The organism is Polaromonas sp. A23 (assembly GCF_002001015.1).
Taxonomy (GTDB): Bacteria; Pseudomonadota; Gammaproteobacteria; order Burkholderiales; family Burkholderiaceae_C; genus Polaromonas.
On sequence record NZ_MUNO01000037.1, the window covers coordinates 18,301 to 38,874 of the forward strand.

Consider the following 20,574-nt stretch of genomic DNA (forward strand, 5'->3'; position numbering starts at 1 on the left):
CGACGGTTCACGCCACCTGTGGCATGCGCGCGCACCCGATATTCTGAAAGCTGCCTCACCCGGCCCGCTGCTTTGCTGGTCGTCCTGCTTACGGAGCACATCATGAAGCGTTTGTTGACCGCCCTGCCCGTCCTCCTCAGCCTGATATTTCTGGCGGGTTGCCCGCAATCGAAGGTGCCGGACAAACCAGGCATGGTGCCCGAACCCAAGGCCAGCATCTATGTACCGCAAAGGCATACCCTTGAAATCTGACTTTCCTCGTTTTACCGTGCAATGCTCGTGGCTCGCCCAGGCCGGCTTTGCCCTTATCCTTTGCGGTTGCGGCCTGCCGGCGCAGCAACCCGAATCGCCACCTCGGACCCTGGAGCTCGATGGCGTGGCCTACCGCGTTGAACAGATCACCGCCAGCACCTGGACGGCCCGTGGACCGGCAGGGACTTCCGGCAGTTCGCAAACCACAGCGGGCTTGGTGCGCGCCATTGAAAAGGCCTCTAACTGCAAGGTGACCGACAGCAGCTACGCCGCAAAATCCACCGCGCTCAGCGCGCAGGTGGATTGCGGTAGCAAGTTAAAAGATTAGACGAAATACGCCGCTCGCCCTTATTTGGTGGGCACCAAAAGCTACAAAATAGATAGCACCAACAAAATCTTGCAGGATCGTTCTCGTACCTCATGCTTCTTTACACGGCATGCGGTAAGCCCCCCCGGACACACGGTCCACACCGCCTTCAACAACCAAGGAGCTTTTCATGTCCATCCATCTGCCCTTTCCCGTGCCTGGCAAAAAAATGCTGCTTGCCGTAGTGCTGAGCGCTGGCGCCGCCATGCCTGCCCTTGCGCAGGTCAGCATCAACATCAATATTGCCCCGCCCCAGCCGCAATACGAAGCTGTGCCAGTGCTGGCGCCTACCCAGGCGTGGGCGCCAGGCTACTGGGCGTGGACGGGAGAACGCCATGTGTGGGTGGCGGGTCGACCCATCATGAAACGCGATGGCTACCGTTGGGCGCCGGACCACTGGGAACAGAGAGGCAACGGCTATCAGCGCCAGTCTGGTTATTGGGTCCGTGACGCCAACTACGTGGTGGTCCAGGATAAAAAATTCAAAAAAGAAAAATACGACAAGCACGACAACGGCCACGGTAATGGCCACGGCAAGGGTCACGGAAAAGGTCACAAGGACTGAACCCTCGCTGGTGCAGGCGTAAAAAAAGCTGGCGGGGCCGGCTTTTTTTGTGCTTCACGCCATGTGCGCTGGTCAGGAAGAAGCAGCCAGCGCATCGCGCAACGCCTTGACCTGGTCATGGTTGCGCTGTGCACCCTGGGCTTGCCGCTCCACCAGGCTTCGCACCGACGGGGGCAGGTTTTCTTTCAGCGCTGAACGATAGCGTGCAACCGCCGCATCCTCCCCACGTTCGCACTCCTTGAGCATGGTCAGGTCCGTGTAGCCGCTGAGAACCCGGCGCACCGACACCCAGCCACGGTGCATGGCGCCTGCCACGGTACCGCCCTCTTCGACCTCGCCGCCCAGCTGGCGAATCTGCGAAATTAGTTCTGCGGCTGCCCCGCGGCATTCGTCGGCATGGCGCATCAGCAGGGTTTTGATGTCCTGTGCTTTCACATGCTCCGCACATTCCGCAAAACCGTACTCGCCGTCGCGGCAGGACTCCAGCAGTTGATTCAGGGTGTCGATCACGTCGTCGTTGTCTGCCACCTGTCCGGAGATGGTGCGTGAGCTCAGTTGATCGTCCGCTCGCATCCACGCAGCCCGGCTGGCGGCCTCGGCCTCCGGCCAGCTCAGGGTCGAGCGTTCCTTTTTGCTGTCCCAATGGACTGACAGGTCGGTCTCGGCGTCGTCAAAAGTGCCCGTGTAATTGCTGCGCCCGTAGAGACCCAGCCGGTAGGCGGGGGCGTAGTCGTCATAACTCAGGCCTGTCTGGTAATACGGCTCTTTGATGTATTGCTCGCGCCAGTAAGCTTCTTCAGCCGTCGGATTGATGGCTTCAGCCACAGTCCTGCCGCCCAGACCGCCGGCCACCGCGCCAATAACTGCGCCAGCCACCGCGCCCGCCGGGCCGCCAAAAGCGCCCGCGGCGGCACCCGCAGCTGCACCACCGGCAGCTGCGCCTAAACCGGTGCCAACGGGATGAGAGCCAGGCGCATCCGTAATCGGATCAAGGTTGAGATTCTTGTCAGTTTTGTAGTCGTCGAGTGCCATGGTGTGCTCCTTAAGTGTTTGATGGGGCATCGGAAACTGAAAATTACCTCTGGCAGATGGCTTAAAAACCAGACTGCACTGCGGTTATTTTTCAGCTCGAGAAGCCATCCTCCCGCCACAAAAAATAACCTGCGGTCAGGCGAGAACAGACCCGCCTGTAGGAGAACACGCCGTGGGATTGATACGAAGTTTTTTATGGATGACCAAGCGCGCGGTGGCGCCATTTCACGCGTCAAGCTCGGGGTAACGCCGGAAAATTCCGTCTTCGTTGAAAGGAATACGCCTGTCGCTGGCAAGGTATTGCGCGAGGCGCCGATGCTGGGCCGCTCGGGCATGCACATCGCCAACGAGGGGCGTCCGCCGGAGAGCACGCCGCGTCGCCTTGGGGAAGGCATACAAAAGGCCCTCAACAAGCTGGAACAGGGAAAGATCGGCGTAACTCAAGCGAGCACCAACCAGATGGGCCGGGCCCTGCGGGTTGCGCGCCAGGACACTTTCAAACCAGGCGAGGAATTTTGGAATCCGCTGCGCGCGAAATGCCTTCGCCCGCTGCACGGCTTCCTTTTTCTGATCCTCGTAATACAGGCCGGTGGCAATCGGGTGATGGGTGTCGTGGGCTTCTGCGACCACGTCCGCAATGGTCAGTTGCAACTGGTGTGTCCACAAGCGCTTGGCTTCGCTCTTTCCCACCAGGCCCAGGCGCGGGCCGAGGTACAGCAGGATGGCCGATGTCTGGCCAATGATGACCCGGCCATCTACCAGGAAGGGCGGCGCAAAAGGCGGGGTCTGTATTTCCGGGTTCTCAAGGTACCGCATCATGACTGGTGCGCCCTGCCCTTTGCGCTCGGGGCCGCGCGCCACATCCACGTAGTCGGCACCAGCAGCTTCCAGCGCAAGCCGCACAAACTCCCCGCGTCCCTGAATCGTGGGCCAATAATGCAATTCGTAAGCCATCAGGTCTCTCCTTGCCAGTTTTTGAGTATCAAACTGCCTTCTGGCCATTGTTCTTCGGGCGCGAACAGCTACTTATTTGATAGCAAAATCACGTGGATGCCCTGGCAGCCAGGCGCCAGAGCGACGTGTTTTCAGCTGCGCGGGCGGCATGCAGCGGGTCGCTGGCATCACCTGCCTTGGGATGTTGCGGCCGGGTATCCATGCGGGACACCACCTGCAAGCCCGCAGCATCTATCCAGGCAAGCAATTCGCTGCGCGAACGTAGACCCAGGTGTTCGGCCAGATCCGACAGGATGAGCCAAGCCTCTCCACCGGGCGCGAGATGGTCGCCCACTCCCTGCAGAAAACCACGCAACATCCGGCTGTCGGGGTCATACACCGCGTGCTCGACCGGCGAACTTGGCCGTGCGGGTACCCAGGGCGGATTACAGACGATCAACGGCGCACGACCTGGCGGAAACAAGTCCGCCGCCTGCAGCGCCACCCGATCCGTCAGCCCCAACCGCACCAGATTTTCCTGCGCGCACACGAGCGCGCGCGGATCCTGGTCGGTCGCAACAATTTGCTGCACGCCCCGGCGCGCCAGGATGGCTGCAAGCACGCCCGTTCCTGTTCCAATGTCAAATGCCAGACTTTCGGCTTTCAAGGCCGGCGGCAGAGGCGCTTCGGCCACCAGCGCCAGGTACTCGCCCCGCACTGGAGCGAACACCCCGTAGTGAGGGTGAATGCGTTCACCACCCAAGGCGGCTATTTCGACACCTTTTTTTCGCCATTCGTGCGCACCGATCAATCCCTGAATTTCACGGAGCGACACGACATAACTGCCTTGGGCTTTGTCGCCGGGGCCATAGGCTTCGCGGCACGCCTCTGCGACATCAGGCGCCCGGCGCAAGCTGCTGTGGTGTTCGCCGTCAAACTCCAGTACCAGCATGCCCAGCGTGCGGGCACGCTGCGATTGAGCCTGGCGATGCAGATTGAAAGCATCGATCGGCGAAATCGCCGGTGCATCAGGCTTGGGTTTTTTTCCCTTTTTGGGTTTGTCGATGCGCCTTGCCAGTGCCTGCAGGAGCTGCCGCGCATTCTGGAAATCACCTCGCCACAAGATGGCCGTGCCTTCGCTGGCAAGCCGGAATGCCGCATCGGCGGTCAGAGTGTCGTCGGCGAGCTGAACACGTTTGGGCGGTGCCGCTCCGCTTTCAGAGCGCCAACGGGCGGAGCGGGCCTCGCCGGCTTCGACCCAGTGCATCTGCAGTGGCTCACCCACGCCGCTGCTTTCGTTGAAGGTAGAGCTTGGTCGCGTCTGGGAAAAGCAAGCGCAGGAAAAAAACGAGCATCGGGTAAGCCGGTCAGTGAAGAGACCTGCATTATCCTGCCCCGCTTCAAAGAGGCCGGCTCATTGAGCGGTTGTCAGCGACTGTCTTTTTCGGACCCACCCAGAGGGGCGAGGTCGGAAGAGTAGGTGCGGTCACCAATGGTCATCTCGCTGCTGTTTTGCCACGCGGACTCGAATGCAGCCAGTTCCTCCGCGGTTGCACGCTCATAGCGGCGTACGTTGGATGCCCGTTTTTCTTCGGGGGAAAGTGTGCCGCTGTCCTGTCCGACCGCGGCCTCTGCGCGTTGAGGATCGAAGCCCCGGAGCTCCTCGTTAACGCGCCAGTAGACCGATGACACCCCCAAGCCGTAACGGGCCAGGGCATTTTTCCCGATGACGGCACCGAGTGCCGCCAGGGAGCGCTGCCGCCCCTGCTCGCTGTCCATGAAGTCGGTGGAAAGATCCACCATGACAACAAAACTGTGGCCGCGCTTGTCGGCACGCACCACCTTGAATTTATAACTGCCGCTGAGAATGCCCTTGCTTTCCATGGTGGCCTTCACAGAATCAAACAGCATTTCTCGTCGAAACGCCATGCGTTCGTCCAGGCTCATCTTGACGGGCCCGGTTTCACCCGAGCCCGTATCTTTCAGGGTATTCGAAGAAGAAAAGAGGTTTTGAAAGAATGACATGGCGCAAATAGATGTTGAATGACGTGGTCCACCCTGATGTCAATTTCCTGCGAATTTTGTTGCTTGGCCCGGTTCTTCAGTTCTGCGGTTCACTACAAATATAGTATGCGTTTCGTTACAGCTTGTCATCTTCTGATACACGGTAGTCTGAGGTAGTGCTGCTGTGACAAATTCCATGAATGAGTGCCAAAGACCCCAGCTACAAAGTCACAAATAGAACTTTTCGCTGACTGTCTGTTAAAGATGCCCGTCGGTGTTCTCCGACAGCCTTCAAAGACACCGCCCGATAGAGACTTAGACAGTGCTGTGGATACTGAGAGTTCTACTTTCTGGAGAAAGAATATGTCTTTTGCGCTTTATATGGTCGGCTTCGTGATCTTCCTCGGCGGTCTCGTATGGGGCGCATTTGTTCTCGGCGTTCCGCAGGTCTACATCGGCATCGGAGCACTGATCATCCTGGGCATCGGAATCTTCAGTGCTGTGAGCCGAACACGCAGCAAAGACCCTTCCTGAAAATCACAAGAGGTACGCTCCGCGCATTTCGTCTTCGCTCATCACAACGCACACTGCCAGAAAAAGCACGCATCACAGTTCCCCCCTTTCAAGCCCGCCTCAAGCGGGCTCTTTTTTTCATGGCTGGCGAACGTGAGAACTGTTGAGGCAGGCGGCGTCCCGCACTTGTGCCGCGGCGCGCCGAAGCAGTGAAGAACTATCTGGTTTTTTTTCGTGCAGGTTTTCTGGCACCTGTCCGTAGAATCAAAGGCAAATAGGCCGCTCCAGAGCCTTTTCACCAAAGTCGCAAGCCATATTGGCATCTGGCCCTTATCTGACGGGCGTGAGCAGCTACAGTATTAATAGCAGATGGAGACACTCCGCATGCCTTACCGCCCTACCGATCTGGTCGATTACGCTCGTGCCCTTCTTGACGCCTGTGGTCTTGACGCGGACAAGTCCCGCTCGGTTGCCGACATTCTTGTTCAGGGCGATCTCATGGGGCACACCACCCATGGCTTGGCCTTGCTGCCGGGCTATCTCACTGAACTTGAATCCGGCGCGATGCGCAAGCACGGTGAGCCCGCCGTGCTCGCCGACCATCCTGCGGCCGTCACCTGGGATGGCCAGAGATTGCCAGGGCCCTGGCTGGTGCTCCAGGCCATGGAACTGGCCACGCAACGCGCACGTGCGCAAGGTACTTGCACGGTGGTCATACGCCGCAGCCACCACATTGCCTGTCTGGCCGCCTACCTGAAACGCGCCACGGACCAGGGGCTGTTGATGCTGCTGACTTGCTCGGATCCGAACACAGCCAGCGTGGCGCCTTTCGGGGGGCTGGACGCCGTGTTCACGCCCAACCCGATTGCCGCGGGCATACCCACGGATGGCGTTCCGGTGCTGATGGATGTCTCCACCTCTGCGACTACCAATGGCTTGACCAACCGCTTGCACAAGGAAGGCCGGCGGCTGCCGGCCGCCTGGGTGATGGATGGCCACGGCGTGGCGAGTGACGACCCGGCGGTGCTGTTCAAGGAACCCAAGGGCACCATCCTGCCGCTGGGCGGCATGGATTCGGGCCACAAAGGCTACGGCCTCTCGCTGTTGGTTGAGGCCCTCACTGGCGGTCTTGCGGGCCATGGGCGCGCCGACGCGAAGGAAGGCTGGGGCGCCACGGTGTTTTTACAGATCATCGATCCGCGTGCCTTCGCGGGTCTGGATGCCTTCACGCGACAGACCGGCCATGTGACTGACGCCTGCCGCGCTTCACGGGCGGCAGAACCCGGCAAACCGGTGCGGACACCTGGAGAAAAAGGCGTGGCGCTGGCCGACCAGCAAACACGCCAGGGCGTCACGCTTTACCCCTCCATCCTGCCCGCCTTGGCGCCATGGGCAGCAAAGCTGGGCGTGTCGGAACCCACTGCCATCAGCTGATGATTGGTTGCCTGCGGCTCTGGCAGGCGCAGCGTTACAGAAACTCTCCAAAAATTCGGCCCGGCCGCGCACCCCGGGGGTTTGTCCCTAGGCGGGGAATTCTTCAGTTCCACATAATTAGTGCGTCGTTCAAACTAATCCGTGGCTGCTGCTTTTGCAGCCGGACGATCACCGGGATTTAGCTGAGTTTTCAAAACCACCTGCCTGACTTGGGCAGAACTATCGGAGACATCCATGAAATTAAAAACTACCCTCACTGCATTGGCACTCAGCCTGGCCGCCGCCGGCGCATTTGCGCAGGTCACGGTGGGCGTCAGCTGGTCCAACTTCCAGGAGGAACGCTGGAAAACCGACGAGGCCGCCATCAAGACTCAACTTGAAAAGCTGGGCGCCAAGTACATCAGTGCAGACGCCGCCGGCTCCCCCGAAAAACAGCTGGCGGACATTGACGGCCTGATGGCCAAGGGCGCCAAGGTTCTGATCGTGCTGGCGATGGACAAGGACGCCATCCTGCCCGCCGTGAACAAGGCCACCAAACAAAAAGTGCCCGTCATCGCCTACGACCGCCTGATCGAAGCGCCCGGCGTGTTCTATATCACCTTCGACAACAAGGAAGTCGGCCGCATGCAGGCCCGTGCCGTGTTCCAGGCCAAGCCCAAGGGCAACTACGTGATGATCAAGGGCTCCCCCACCGACCCGAATGCCAATTTCCTGCGCGAAGGCCAGCAGGAAATCATTGAAGCCGCCGTCAAGAAAGGCGACATCAAGATCGTGGGCGAGGAATACACCGATGGCTGGAAGCCTGAAGTCGCGCAGAAAAACATGGAGCAGATCCTGACCAAGAACGGCGGCAAAGTTGATGCCGTGGTCGCATCCAATGACGGCACCGCCGGTGGTGTTGTGGCGGCGCTGAGCTCCAAGGGCCTCAAGGGCGTGCCGGTGTCAGGCCAGGACGGTGACTTTGCCGCACTGAACCGCGTGGCCATGGGCACTCAGACGGTGTCGGTATGGAAAGATGCCCGCGACCTCGGTAAACAGGCTGCCAGTGCAGCTGTCAATCTGGGTGCCGGCAAAAAAGTCGATGGCGCGACCTCCTGGAACGGTGGCGAGAAGAAGGTCGCCCTGCAGGCCCAGTTCCTGAAGCCCGTGCCCATCACCCGTGACAACCTCGACGTGGTGGTGAAAGCCGGCTGGATCAAAAAAGACGAACTCTGCAAGGGTGTCACCGGCAACGTCCCCGCCTGCAAGTAATACAGGCTTTCAGCTCCCTGCTCCCCGTTCTGCGCAAGCAGGCAAGGCAACCAGCCTGTAGGTTGCCTTGGGGAGTACTGCATCCTCAAGACCATGCAATTTCCCGTTCGATTCCTGCGCAACGCTGCCGTCGACTGGCGGCTGGTATTCATGGGCGGCGTGCTTGCCGTCATGGCAGGCATATTCCAGGTCCTGTCGGGCGGCATTTTCCTGTCGCCTGAAAACCTCTACAACATCGCCCAGCAAACCGCGGTGGTGGGCATCGTGTCCACCGTCATGGTGTTGATCATTGTGGCCCGGCATATTGACCTGTCGGTCGGCTCGGTGATCGGTTTTGTCGGCGTGCTCATCGCCTATCTTCAATACACCCTGGGATGGTCCTGGCCCGCAGCGTCACTCGCCGGGCTGGCCGCGGCGCTGGTGGTGTCGGTGTACCAGGGATGGCTGACCGCCATGCTTGGGGTGCCGTCTTTTGTGGTCACGCTGGGAGGCTTGATGTCCCTGCGCGGCGCGGCTTTTCTGGTGGCCGACGGCAAGACCCAGCCCGTCAGCGACGAGACCTTTTTGCAGCTGGGCGGTGGCTATGACGGTGGCATCGGAGTGACTGCCACCTGGGTGCTGACCGCATGCGTGAGCCTGGTGCTGGTAATCCGGATGCTGTTGCGCCGCCGCGCCTCCACACACCACGAGATGCCCAACCAGCCCGTATGGGTGGATGTCCTGCTGGTGGCAGCACCCGTAGCCCTCCTGGCCGCGTTTGCTGCGACCATGAACAGCTACCTGGTCCCCAACAAGGATGCTCCCCAGGGCATTCCGATCCCGGTGCTCATCTGGGCGGCCGTGGCGGTGGTGATGTCCTTCATCTCCCAGCGCACCCGTTTTGGCCGCTATGTCTATGCCATGGGTGGCAACCCCGACGCTGCGGTACTGGTCGGCATACCCGTCAAGCGGGTAACGCTCATGCTGTTTGCCTTGCTCGCCGTGCTCATCACCATCGCGGCGATCGTGTCGGTGGCTCGCCTGAACGCAGGCACCAACTCGCTGGGCACCGGCATGGAACTGTTCGTGATTGCTGCCGCCGTGATCGGTGGCACTGCGCTTGCCGGAGGCAGCGGCACCATCATCGGCTCGGTCCTGGGCGCACTCATCATGCAGTCGCTGGACAGCGGCATGCTGCTGCTGGATGTGTCCATCGGAAAACGCATGATCATCATCGGGCAGGTGCTGATTGTGGCGGTGGTATTTGACGTGCTCTATCGCAAGTGGGCGCAGGAAAACTGACATGCAAACCACTACCGAACCCCTGGTCGAATTCAAGGACATCCGCAAGGCCTTTGGCGGCGTTCACGCTGTGGACGGCGTGAACCTGAACCTGTACCCCGGCGAAGTCGTTGCCGTGCTGGGCCACAACGGCGCGGGCAAATCAACTCTCATGAAAATGCTGGCCGGCGCTTTCCCCATCGATTCGGGCGAGATCCATGTGATGGGAGAGAAAGTGAATCTCCGGACCCCGGCCGATGCGCAGCACCAGGGTATAGAAACAATCTATCAAACGCTGGCTCTCGCCGACAACCTGGACGCCGTGGCCAACCTGTTCCTGGGCCGGGAAAAAATGACGGCCTGGAATACGCTGGACGATTACTTCATGGAGGCGCAGGCCCGCAAGGTGTTTGGCCGTCTCAATAAAAACTTCACCAACATCCACACCCCGGTGCGGCGCCTGTCGGGCGGGCAGCGCCAGGTGGTGGCCATCTCGCGCGCCATCTACTTCAACGCCCGCATCCTGATCATGGACGAACCCTGCGCAGCCTTGGGCCCGGAGGAGTCCGCCATGGTGGCGAATCTGGTGCTTCAGCTCAAGGCCGAAGGCGTGGGAATTTTCCTGATCACGCACGACATGCACGATGTTTTTTCGCTCAGCGACCGTCTCTCCGTGATGAAGAACGGCCGGCTGATAGGCACTTACCGAACGACTGATCTGAACGAAGACCAGATTCTCGGCATGATCATCGCCGGCAAGCAGCCGGAAGGAAAAACACAGGCGCCGCACCGCATCGCCTGAAGATGCCATCGGCCATGAAAACCACAGGCGACCAGCAACTCGTCAAACGTATCAATCGCAGCGTACTGCTGCGCTTGCTGCGTAGCCAGCCGGGTCGCTCGCGTGCGCAGCTCGCCAGCCATAGCGGGCTGACCAAGTCGACGGTCAGCCTGCTGGTGCGCGAACTCATTGACGAAGGCTGGCTCAGCGAAACCAGCCTGGCCGCTGCCAACGGTGTGGGGCGGCCCTCCACACCCCTGCAAATCGACACCCAGTCACGCGGCCTGATTGGCGTGGAAGTGGCTGTGGACACTTTGCGTGTGGTGAGCGTCTCCCTGCTGGGGCAGGTGCTGTGGTCAACGCAAGAGCCTTTGCGCGGCACCCGGCCGCAAGACGTCTGCAGCCAGATCGCCGACCTGACGGTACAGGCCCAGGGGCAGCTGGTATCGCGCGGCGTGCAACTCTCGGGTGTAGGCATAGGCCTGCCCGGCGCGTTTGACGAGGCCACCGGTGTGGTCCGCTTTGCGCCCAACCTGGGTTGGCGCAATGTGGATTTCTTGCCGCAGATCACCCAGGCACTGGTTCATGCAGGTCTGCCCCCGGTACCGGTACATGTGCAAAACGAAGCCGATACCGCCGCGCTGAGCGAATACGAATTTTCGGAAAGCGAGAGCAAAGACTCGCTGATTTTTGTCACCTGTGACGTCGGCGTGGGCGCGGGCATTGTGCTTAACGACCGGCTGTTCACCGGCATGCAGGGCATGGCCGGCGAGATCGGCCACAGCGTTTTGCAACTCGATGGCCCGCTGTGCTCTTGTGGGCGGCGCGGGTGCGCAGAGACGTTTATCGGTTCGGGTGCCCTGGGCCAGCTGGCGGACACCCGCCGGGCAGGTCACTATCTGGGCGTGTTGCTGCAGAACCTGTGGACCACTTTCGACCCCAGCGTGCTGGTGGTGGGCGGCGCTTCATGTCACCGTTTTCCCGACATGGTGCAGGTTGCCCAGGAGACGCTGCAAAACTACGCCACCCAAGCCGGCGTAACCGCTCCCGTGGTGCGTGTCGCGCGTTACGGCCTGCTGGCTTCTGCAGTAGGTGCTGCCGCCCTGGTGCTGCATCAGTATCTGCGCCCCATGCATCCGCGCGGCCACCTCGTGCGCAACGGCGTCCCTGCACGGAGCTAAGCCTTTTTTCTGGCGATTTTTTTCGGAACCTCACCATGTTTCTCGGAATCGACATCGGCACCTCGGAAGTCAAAGCCCTTCTGCTTGACGCCAACCATCGCGTGGTAGGTTCGGCCGGTGCCGCACTCGCCGTGTCCCGCCCGCACCCCGGCCACAGCGAGCAGCAACCCCAGGACTGGTGGACGGCGACCCAGGCCGCACTGGCTCAATTGCGCCAGGCCCATCCTGAAGCCTACGGAGCAATCGAGGCAATAGGCCTCTCCGGGCAAATGCACGGCGCCGTGCTGCTGGACGCCCGGGACCAGGTGCTAAGACCCGCCATTTTGTGGAACGACACCCGCTCAGCCGCCGAATGCACCGCAATGATGGCCGAGTTGCCCGGCCTGCCGGCATTGGCAGGCAGTCTGGCCATGCCGGGCTTTACTGCACCCAAGCTGCGCTGGGTGGCGCGCCATGAACCGGAAATATTTCAGCGAATTGCCAAGGTCCTGCTGCCCAAGGACTATGTGCGCCTGATGTTGACCGGCGACTTCCTGACCGACATGTCGGATGCCAGCGGCACTTTGTGGCTGGATGTGCAGCGCCGCGCCTGGTCGGATGAACTGCTGGCCCTCACCGGCCTGAACCAGGCGCACATGCCGGGCTTGGTGGAAGGCAGTGCCGCGGGTGGCCAGCTCAGCGCGAAGGCAGCCCAGGTGCTGGGCCTGAAGGCCGGCACGGTGGTGGCCGGTGGTGCGGGCGACAACGCAGCCAGCGCGGTAGGCATGGGAGCCACCGAGGCGGGCCAGGGATTTTTGTCGCTGGGCACCAGCGGCGTGCTGTTCGTGGTGACACCCAGCTATCAGCCCAATGCAGCCAGTGCCACCCATGCCTTCTGCCACGCTCTCCCCAACCGCTGGCACCAGATGAGCGTGATGTTGTCGGCAGCCAGTTCCCTGCAATGGGTCACCCGCCTCTTGGGGGCGCCTTCGGAGGGCACCTTGGCCACCCAGGCCAGTGCGCTGACCTTGGCCGAGCGCGCAGCAGCTCCCATTTTCCTGCCCTACCTGGACGGAGAAAGAACTCCCCACAACGACGCCGACATTCGCGGCAGCTTTCACAGCCTGAGCTTCACGACAGACGCCGCACGGCTGGCCTATGCAGTGATGGAGGGTGTGACCTTCGGCCTGCGCGACGGCCTGGCTGCCCTGACCGCCGCCGGCAGCTCTGTTCAACGCCTCTCGCTGGTTGGCGGTGGCTCGCGCAGTGCCATGTGGGCTCAGCAGCTGGCGTCAAGTCTGGATATCGAGATCCTGACCCACAGCGATTCGGCAGTCGGAGGAGCCTTGGGTGCCGCGCGCCTGGCATGGCTGTCCACCGGAGCCGCACCGCAAACGGTGTGCAAAACACCTGCGGTGGAGGTGACGTATGCCCCCGACCCGGACGAGCAGGCAATGCTTTCCTCGCGTTATGCCCGCTTCCGGGCGCTTTACGCCCCATCGCACAGCGCCAGCCCGAAAGTCGGTTGAACGCTTCTATCCGGGCACGCAGCAGCGCTATTTGCTTCCCAGGCCCATGGACCGCGAAATCACTTCCTTCATGATTTCGTTGGTGCCGCCGTAGATGCGCTGCACACGGGCGTCGGCATAGGCCCGGGTGATGGGGTATTCCCACATGTAGCCGTAGCCGCCGAAAAGCTGCACACATTCATCCATCACCTTGCATTGCAGGTCCGAACACCAGTACTTGGCCATGCTGGCTGTTGCGGTGTCCAACTTGTCTCCGGCCAGCAATTCAGTGCATTTATCGACAAACACACGCGCCACCTGCACCTCGGTCTGCAGCTCGGCCAAGGTGTAGCGCGTGTTCTGGTAGCTGGCCACCGGTTGGCCGAACACCTTGCGTTCCTTCACGTAGTCCAGCGTCCAGCCGATCGCGGCCTGGGCTGCCGCCACGGCCCCGATGGCAATCTGCAGGCGCTCCCACGGCAACTGCTCCATCAGGCAGATGAACCCGCGGTTTTCCTGCGCTTCTCCGCCGAGCAGGTTTTCAGCCGGCACACGCACGCCGTCAAAGAAAAGCTCCGAAGTGTCCTGCGCCTTCAGCCCCAGCTTTTTCAGCCGTTTACCCACAGCAAAGCCCGGCATGCCGCGTTCGACCAATAGCAGGCTGGTGCCTTTGGCTCCGGCCGTCGGGTTGGTCTTGGCGACCACGATCACCAGGTCAGCGTGCCAGCCGTTGGTGATGAAGGTCTTGCTGCCGTTGAGAAGGTAACTGCCGTCGGCCTGTTTGATCGCGCTGGATTTGACGCCTTGCAGGTCGGAGCCGGCTGCCGGTTCGCTCATCGCAATGGCGCCGACCATCTCGCCGCTGGCGAGCTTCGGCAGGTATTTTTTCTTCTGTGCCTTGGTGCCGTAATGAAGGATGTAGGGCGCGACGATTTCACTGTGCAGGCTGTAACCAATGCCGGTGAAACCCGCTGCATTGAGCTCTTCCATCTGCACCACGGAATACAGCTTGTCGGCGCCGGAGCCTCCGTATTCCTCGGGCATGGTCATGCACAGGAAGCCGTTTTCCCCCGCCTTGTTCCAGACCGCGCGATTCACATAGCCCTGCTCTTCCCATTCGGCGTGAAAGGGCGCGATTTCCTTGTCCATGAAACGGCGAAAACTGTCGCGGAACGCCTCATGGTCGGGGTTGAAAAGAGTTCTTTCGATCATGGTGCTACCTCGTTGTGGGGAGTATTGAAAGCCCGGAATACATTTATGCAAAGCGTTTGCTTGGTGAAATGAATATACTCTACCCAGTGTTTTCCTTCATCCCGGGCCGGCTCCGGGATTCATGCATGGCGGGGTCGATCCGCCGTGACCCATCACCGGAGTACGCCATGACAGAAGCATTCATTTACGACGCCATCCGCACACCGCGCGGCAAGGGAAAGAAAGACGGCAGCCTGTACGAGGTCAAACCCGTCAACCTGCTGGCCGGTGTGCTGAGCGAGCTGCAGCGGCGCAATGACTTCGACACCGCCTTTGTTGACGACGTGGTGATGGGTGTGGTCTCGCCCATCGGCGAGCAGGGCTCCGTCATTGCCAAGGTGGCCGCGCTCAAGGCCGGCTGGGACTTCCGCGCCTCGGGCGTGCAGGTCAACCGCTTTTGCGCCTCCGGCCTGGAAGCCGTCAACATGGCTGCGCAGAAGGTACGTTCCGGATGGGAAGACCTGGTGGTGGCCGGTGGCGTGGAGAGCATGAGCCGCGTGCCGATTGGTTCGGACGGCGGCGCCTGGGCGCAGGACCCAGAAACCAACAGCGCCACCGGTTTTGTGCCGCAAGGCGTTGGAGCCGACCTGATTGCCACCCTGGAGGGATTCACGCGCGCCGATGTGGACGCCTTCGCGATGGAAAGCCAGAAGCGCGCCGCGAGGGCGCGCGACGCCGGCTATTTCGACCGCTCGGTCGTTCCGGTGAAAGACTTCCTCGACCAGACCATCCTCGCGCAGGACGAGTTCATCAAGCCGCACACCACCCTGGAAGGCCTGGCCTCCCTCAAACCGGCTTTCGAACAGATGGGCGGCATGGGTTTTGACCAGGTGGCGCTGACACGTTATCCACAGGTCGAGCGCATTCACCATGTGCACCATGCCGGCAACTCCTCGGGCATCGTGGACGGTGCGGCGGCTGTGCTGGTTGGTTCGGAAGCCGCGGGCAAGACCCATGGTTTCACGCCGCGCGCCCGCATCGTCTCCGCAGCGCTGAGCGGCGCCGACCCGACCATCATGCTGACCGGCCCCATGCCCGCGACGCGCAAGGCGCTTGCCAAAGCCGGCCTGACGATTGACCAGATCGACCTGTTCGAGGTCAACGAAGCCTTTGCCGCCGTGGTCATGCGTTTCATGAAGGAGATGAAAGTCCCGCACGACAAGGTCAACGTCAACGGGGGCGCGATTGCCATGGGCCATCCGCTGGGCGCGACCGGCGCCATGATTCTCAGCACCCTGATTGATGAGTTGCACAGGCGCAAGCTGCGCTACGGCCTGGCCACCCTGTGCGTAGGCGGCGGCATGGGCATCGCAACCATTGTGGAAAGAATCTGATGAAGACGATCAAGTACGAACTGGCCGACGGCATTGCAACACTCACCTTCGACGAGGAAGGTTCGCCGGTCAACACCATGTGTGCCCAGTGGCAGAAGGATCTGACAGCGGCCACTGCGCAGGTCGTGAAAGACAGGGACGCAATTCGAGGCATCGTTCTGGCATCGAATAAAAGCACTTTCTTTGCCGGCGCCGACCTCAAGGCCACGATGCGCCTGCAGGCTTCGGACGCTGCAGCGGTGTTTCAGGGAATAGAGCTGACCAAGAAGAACTTCCGCACGCTGGAGACCCTGGGCAAGCCGGTGGTGAGCTGTCTCAACGGCACAGCACTGGGCGGCGGCTGGGAAGTGGCACTGGTCGGCCACTACCGCGTTGCGGTTGATGACAAGAAGATCCAGTTCGGCCTGCCGGAAGTCACACTGGGTTTGATCCCCGGTGCCAGCGGCATCACCAAGATGACGCGCATGCTGGGTCTGATGGGTGCACAGCCCTACATCCTGGAGAGCAAGCTGTTCAACCCGCACGAGGCGCTGGAACTCGGCCTCGTGCACGAACTGGTGCCCAATGCCGCCGCACTGCGTCCCGCGGCGCTGGCCTGGGTAGCGACCCATGACGGCACCGCCGCACCTGCGCACCACCCGTGGGAAGACAAGAACTACAAGATGCCTGGCGGCACACCTGCCAACCCCAAGATTGCCGGCATGCTGGCTGTGGCGCCGGCCGTGCTCAAGCAGAAAACGCGCGGACTTTACCCGGCCCCCGAATATGCGCTGGCCGCCATGGTCGAGGGTGCGCAGGTCGATTTCGACACCGCGCTACGCATCGAGTCGCGTTACCTGGCCAGGCTGATCGTGAGCCCTGTTGCCAAGAACATGATCAACACCTTTTTCTTCAACATGAACGCGATCAAGTCGGGCCACTCGCGACCGAAAGATGTTCCGCGCTACAAGCCGCAGAAAGTCGGCCTGCTGGGGGCCGGCATGATGGGCGCCGGCATTGCCTACGCCCAGGCCAGCCGCGGCATCAGCACTGTGCTCAGGGACGTGAGCCAGAACAAGGCCGACACGGGCAAGGCCTACAGCGCCAAACTGACCCAAACACGCGTGGACAAGGGTCGCATGAGTGCGCCCGACCAGACCGCCCTACTCGCGCGCATCCACGCCACCGACAAGGTGGCCGACCTCGCCGGCTGCGACCTGATCATTGAAGCGGTGTTCGAGCGCCGCGACCTGAAAGCCAAGGTCACGCAGGAAGCCGAACCCTTGCTGGCACCCGGCGGATTTTTTGCATCGAACACGTCCACCCTTCCGATCAGCGGGCTGGCCACGGCCAGTGACCGCCCTGAAAAATTCGTAGGCATCCACTTCTTCAGCCCGGTCGACAAGATGAAGCTGGTCGAGATCATCCGCGGCAAACAGACCGACGATGAAACTGTGGCGCGCGCCTTCGACTATGTGCAGGCCCTCGGCAAGATTCCGATTGTGGTCAATGACTCGCGCGGTTTCTACACCAGTCGTACCTTCGGCACCTTTGTGATGGAAGGCGCGGCCATGCTGGGCGAAGGCATTCCGGCGGCAGCCATTGAAAACGCCGGCATCCAGTGCGGCATGCCGGTGGGCCCGCTCGCCGTGCTCGACGAAACCGCGCTATCACTGAGCGTGCATGTGCTGGACCAGACCCGTGCCGACTATGTGGCCGAAGGCAAGACCTATATCGCCACGCCGGGCGAGTTGATCGTCGAGCGCATGGTCAAGGAGTTCGACCGCAACGGCCGTGCCGCAGGCGCGGGCTTTTACGACTACCCCGAGGAGAAAGGCGCGAAGAAAAGCCTGTGGCCCGAACTCAAACCCCTGTTCGAGAAACCGGGTACGGGCTGGAGCATCACCGACCTGAAGGATCGGCTGCTGTACCGCCAGGCCGTGGAAACCGCGCGCTGCCTCAGCGAAAGCGTGCTGACCAGCGTGCACGATGCCAACATCGGTTCGATCTTCGGCATCGGTTTTCCCGCCTGGACCGGCGGCGCAATGCAGTTCATCTACAGCATGGGGGTGGAGACCTTTGTGAAACGCGCCGGTGAACTGGCTGCAAAATTCGGCCCGGGCTTTGTACTCAGCGATGAGGTCAAGGCCGCGATCAAAAAGTACCAGCCGGTCTACTGAGCTTTGATGCCGGTCAGCAGGCCGGCTTTCTGCACCTTGCCCAGCGCGGTCTTGGGCAAGGCATCGCAGAACAGCACGCGCTTGGGGTGCTTGAAACGCGCGAGCCGGCCTTCAAACAGTTGCTGAACCCCGGCCGCATCAAGCCCGCTACCAGGTTTGCGCACAACCACGGCAACCACCACCTCGCCCCAGCGTGCGTCTGGCTGGCCCACCACCGCGGCCTCCAGAATTTCAGGGCAATCGGCCAGCAGATTTTCAATTTCGGCCGGGTAAATGTTTTCCCCACCCGAGATGATCATGTCTTTCGAGCGCCCGACGACTTCATAAAACCCTGCTTCATCACAGCGCGCCAGGTCGCCGGTGTGAAACCAGCCTTCGGCAAAGGCCAGGTTATCGGTATCGGCCCAATAGGCACACATCACATTGGGAGCACGCACCCGGATTTCGCCGACCTCGCCTGGGGCCACGGTTTCGCCCAGCGTGTTGACGAGTTTCACTTCTACATGCAGACCGGCCTTGCCGGCCGATCCGACATGCTGCATCGCATCGGCACGGCGCAGGTAGATGGAAACCGGGCCGGTTTCTGTCGCGCCATACACCTGGCCGACCGGTACACCGCGTGCATGCATGGCTGCAATCATCGAGGTGGGAATGGTGGAAGAACCCGCAGCCAGAAAACGCAGGGAAGACAAATCGGCCTCAGCAAAATCAGCATGGTCGAGTACCGCGCGCAAGGTGGCCGGCACCATCAGGGAAAGCGCCGGCCGACGCCCGGCCACATCGGCCAGCCAGGCCGCGGCATCAAAACGCGCATGCAGGGTCACCGTTGCGCCGGCGTGAAGGGCCGGCAGAGTCTGGATGCACAGGCCACCTACATGAAACATGGGCAGCACACTCAGCACATGGTCAGCCTGGGTGAGTTCATGCGCATGCGCGGAAATCACGCAGTTCCAGATCAGGCCTGACTGCGTGTGCAGCGCCCCCTTGGGCTTGCCGGTTGTGCCCGAGGTGTAGACCAGCAGCACCGGCGAGGCGTAGTCGCCTGACAGCTGGGCGGTGCTGCTCCCGGCATGTTCTGTCGCAAGTCCGGCGGCCGGCAGCAGGCGGCAGCCTTGTGTGGTTGCCAGCGCCGCCGCCGCATCGGCGTACCCACTGTCGCTGACCAGCAGGCTCACACCCGCATGTTCAAGAATCGCCGCGTGTTCGGGCGCCGCCAGCCGGTGGTTGAGCGGCAGCAAAATTGCACCAACGCGAGAAAGTGCAAACAGCAGTACCAGCATGGCCGGGTCGTTGAAGCCCAGCCAGGCCACACGGTCGCCTGGCTGCACACCGGCCGCCAACAGCACCTGCGTCGCACGCTCAATGCGCTGCCACAGCGCCGGGTAGCTGATGTCTTCCCCCGCCGCGTGGATCGCCACCTGCTGCGGCGAAAACTGTGCGTGCCGCTGAATGATCTGCGCGAGGTTCATGCCGGGCCCTACAGCACCGCCTGCTCGTCCTGTTCGCCGGCCTCATACAGGCATTCACGCCCAAGGCGGTCGATGCAGAGTTCGGCTGTCCACGGCAGCATCAGCGAGCCACAGCGCGAATCACGGTACATGCGTTCCAGCGGCAGGCTCTTGAGCATGGACTGGCCGCCGCAGGTGCGCACGGCCAGGCGGCAGATCTCGTTGGCGTTTTCCATGATGGTGTAGTGGGCCGCATACAGCCCGAGGCGTATTTCCTTCGAAGGATCGACCCTCGCAGCACGCGCATTCTGCAGAAAAATGGCGCGGGTCTGCTCCAGCCTGACCTTCATTTCCGCGACCGCGATCTGCTTGGTGGGGTACATGCGGCGTTTCACCGGCGGCGTGCCCGGTACCTCGCCACGCAGGTACTGCACCGTGAAATCGTAGGCCGCCTGGCAAATGCCCATGTAGGTCGGCGACAGGGTCGCAAACATGTGCGGCCAGCGCAAGGCAGCCTGGGCATACACGCCTTCGGGTATCAGCCGCTCAACTTCAGGCACAAACACATCCTGGAACACCAGCGTACGCGAGACCGTGCCGCGCATGCCCAGCGGGTCCCAGTCACCGGTGACGCTGACACCGACCAGGTTTTTGTCGACCGCAAGGTAGAGCGAGTCACGCTGGGTCGCGCCCGGCTTGTCCAGCGTGCAAAGGATGCCGTAGTAATCCGCCGCCCCCGCCAGCGAGGCAAAAATTTTCTTGCCGTTGACGACGTACCCGCCTTCGACCTTACGGGCCAGGGTACCGAAAGGCGCCTTGCCGGCCGCAGCCGCCCCACCTTCAGAGAAGGGTTGCGAGTACACCTTGCCCTGCTCCACCACGCGCTGGTAATGAATCTTGCGGTGCGCTTCGTGATTGGCGCGCTGCTCCGGCGTCATGTCGAGGTCGTCGGCGATGAAACCGGTCCACATGGTGGAGCTCACATGCATGTTCAGTGTCAGCGCGGTGGCGCCGCAATGCCGGCCAATTTCAGCGGCAGTCATCACATAGGTCGCGAAGTCGGCGCCCCAGCCGCCATGCTCTTCGGGCACGCAGATGCCCAGCAGGCCGGCCTCGCGCAGGTCGGCGTAATTCTCGAAGGGAAACACCGCGTCACGATCGATCTGCTGCGCGCGTGGCGCGAACTTCTCGCGGCCCAGTCGGGCCGCAATAGTCAGCAGTTTGGTTTGCTTGGGCGTGAGTTCGCTGTAGTCACCGGCAATCGAGGGCGGCTGGTAACGGACGGCAGTGGGGGGAGAGACAGGCAATGCAGACATGGGAAG

Annotated in this window: 19 protein-coding genes; 12 read left to right on the forward strand and 7 right to left on the reverse strand. The window is 61.6% G+C overall.

All coding sequences use genetic code 11. The features are described 5' to 3' along the window. Positions 1 to 102 precede the first annotated feature (102 nt). From B0B52_RS22505 to B0B52_RS17050, 3 genes are all read left to right on the forward strand, one after another. Positions 103 to 252 (forward strand): hypothetical protein, encoded by a 150-nt coding sequence (locus B0B52_RS22505; RefSeq protein WP_168173575.1) that lies wholly within the window; start codon positions 103 to 105, stop codon positions 250 to 252. Then, complete coding sequence (locus tag B0B52_RS17045) at positions 242 to 580, forward strand: hypothetical protein (RefSeq protein WP_139351995.1); 339 nt, start codon at positions 242 to 244, stop codon at positions 578 to 580. The genes B0B52_RS22505 and B0B52_RS17045 overlap by 11 nt, the downstream gene beginning before the upstream one ends. Before the next feature lie 169 nt (positions 581 to 749). Then, positions 750 to 1,184, forward strand: coding sequence for a YXWGXW repeat-containing protein (locus B0B52_RS17050; RefSeq protein ID WP_077594868.1), 435 nt, complete (start codon positions 750 to 752; stop codon positions 1,182 to 1,184). Between the two features lie 72 nt (positions 1,185 to 1,256). On the opposite strand, the gene B0B52_RS17055 is transcribed toward B0B52_RS17050, so the two are convergent. From B0B52_RS17055 to B0B52_RS17070, 4 genes are all read right to left on the reverse strand, one after another. After that, positions 1,257 to 2,216 (reverse strand): PA2169 family four-helix-bundle protein, encoded by a 960-nt coding sequence (locus B0B52_RS17055; RefSeq protein ID WP_077594869.1) that lies wholly within the window; start codon positions 2,214 to 2,216, stop codon positions 1,257 to 1,259. Between the two features lie 225 nt (positions 2,217 to 2,441). Further along, positions 2,442 to 3,170 (reverse strand): glutathione S-transferase, encoded by a 729-nt coding sequence (locus tag B0B52_RS17060; protein ID WP_077594870.1) that lies wholly within the window; start codon positions 3,168 to 3,170, stop codon positions 2,442 to 2,444. 88 nt (positions 3,171 to 3,258) lie between these two features. Next, positions 3,259 to 4,416: a class I SAM-dependent methyltransferase gene (locus B0B52_RS17065; protein ID WP_077594871.1), complete on the reverse strand. Its 1,158-nt coding sequence runs from the start codon at positions 4,414 to 4,416 to the stop codon at positions 3,259 to 3,261. Positions 4,417 to 4,577: 161 nt separating this feature from the next. Further along, complete coding sequence (locus tag B0B52_RS17070; RefSeq protein WP_077594872.1) at positions 4,578 to 5,174, reverse strand: hypothetical protein; 597 nt, start codon at positions 5,172 to 5,174, stop codon at positions 4,578 to 4,580. 342 nt (positions 5,175 to 5,516) lie between these two features. On the opposite strand from B0B52_RS17070, the gene B0B52_RS22510 reads away from it, so the two are divergent. The 7 genes from B0B52_RS22510 to xylB all read left to right on the forward strand — a co-directional run bounded on the left by B0B52_RS22510 (position 5,517) and on the right by xylB (position 13,081). Beyond that, positions 5,517 to 5,687 carry a hypothetical protein gene (locus tag B0B52_RS22510; protein ID WP_168173576.1) on the forward strand — a complete coding sequence of 57 codons (171 nt, stop codon included), beginning with the start codon at positions 5,517 to 5,519 and terminating at the stop codon, positions 5,685 to 5,687. A 363-nt stretch (positions 5,688 to 6,050) separates the two neighbouring features. Beyond that, positions 6,051 to 7,100 (forward strand): Ldh family oxidoreductase, encoded by a 1,050-nt coding sequence (locus tag B0B52_RS17075; RefSeq protein ID WP_077594873.1) that lies wholly within the window; start codon positions 6,051 to 6,053, stop codon positions 7,098 to 7,100. Positions 7,101 to 7,334: 234 nt separating this feature from the next. After that, positions 7,335 to 8,351 carry a D-xylose ABC transporter substrate-binding protein gene (gene xylF, locus B0B52_RS17080; protein ID WP_077594874.1) on the forward strand — a complete coding sequence of 339 codons (1,017 nt, stop codon included), beginning with the start codon at positions 7,335 to 7,337 and terminating at the stop codon, positions 8,349 to 8,351. Positions 8,352 to 8,501: 150 nt separating this feature from the next. Further along, positions 8,502 to 9,632, forward strand: coding sequence for a sugar ABC transporter permease (locus tag B0B52_RS17085; protein WP_371327410.1), 1,131 nt, complete (start codon positions 8,502 to 8,504; stop codon positions 9,630 to 9,632). Between the two features lies 1 nt (position 9,633). Then, a complete protein-coding gene (locus B0B52_RS17090; protein ID WP_077594876.1) occupies positions 9,634 to 10,413 on the forward strand; it encodes an ATP-binding cassette domain-containing protein in 780 nt (259 codons plus the stop codon). Between the two features lie 14 nt (positions 10,414 to 10,427). Further along, positions 10,428 to 11,573, forward strand: coding sequence for an ROK family protein (locus tag B0B52_RS17095; protein WP_077595042.1), 1,146 nt, complete (start codon positions 10,428 to 10,430; stop codon positions 11,571 to 11,573). A gap of 35 nt (positions 11,574 to 11,608) precedes the next feature. Beyond that, on the forward strand, positions 11,609 to 13,081 hold the full coding sequence (gene xylB, locus B0B52_RS17100) for a xylulokinase (RefSeq protein WP_077594877.1): 1,473 nt from the start codon (positions 11,609 to 11,611) through the stop codon (positions 13,079 to 13,081). A gap of 27 nt (positions 13,082 to 13,108) precedes the next feature. Here the strand turns inward: xylB and B0B52_RS17105 are convergent, their stop codons facing one another. Further along, the gene (locus B0B52_RS17105; RefSeq protein ID WP_077594878.1) at positions 13,109 to 14,272 is read right to left on the reverse strand and encodes an acyl-CoA dehydrogenase family protein; all 1,164 of its coding nucleotides are present in this window, start codon (positions 14,270 to 14,272) and stop codon (positions 13,109 to 13,111) included. Between the two features lie 167 nt (positions 14,273 to 14,439). Between B0B52_RS17105 and B0B52_RS17110 the strand changes: the two genes are divergently transcribed. Further along, positions 14,440 to 15,645, forward strand: coding sequence for an acetyl-CoA C-acetyltransferase (locus tag B0B52_RS17110; RefSeq protein WP_077594879.1), 1,206 nt, complete (start codon positions 14,440 to 14,442; stop codon positions 15,643 to 15,645). Beyond that, on the forward strand, positions 15,645 to 17,804 hold the full coding sequence (locus B0B52_RS17115; protein ID WP_077594880.1) for a 3-hydroxyacyl-CoA dehydrogenase NAD-binding domain-containing protein: 2,160 nt from the start codon (positions 15,645 to 15,647) through the stop codon (positions 17,802 to 17,804). The genes B0B52_RS17110 and B0B52_RS17115 overlap by 1 nt, the downstream gene beginning before the upstream one ends. Here B0B52_RS17115 and B0B52_RS17120 read toward each other — a convergent pair. After that, positions 17,798 to 19,273, reverse strand: coding sequence for a class I adenylate-forming enzyme family protein (locus B0B52_RS17120; RefSeq protein ID WP_077594881.1), 1,476 nt, complete (start codon positions 19,271 to 19,273; stop codon positions 17,798 to 17,800). The two genes, B0B52_RS17115 and B0B52_RS17120, sit on opposite strands and share 7 nt — an antisense overlap. 8 nt (positions 19,274 to 19,281) lie before the next feature. Next, positions 19,282 to 20,568, reverse strand: a complete 1,287-nt coding sequence (locus B0B52_RS17125) for an acyl-CoA dehydrogenase family protein (RefSeq protein WP_077594882.1) — start codon at positions 20,566 to 20,568, stop codon at positions 19,282 to 19,284. Positions 20,569 to 20,574: the final 6 nt, after the last annotated feature.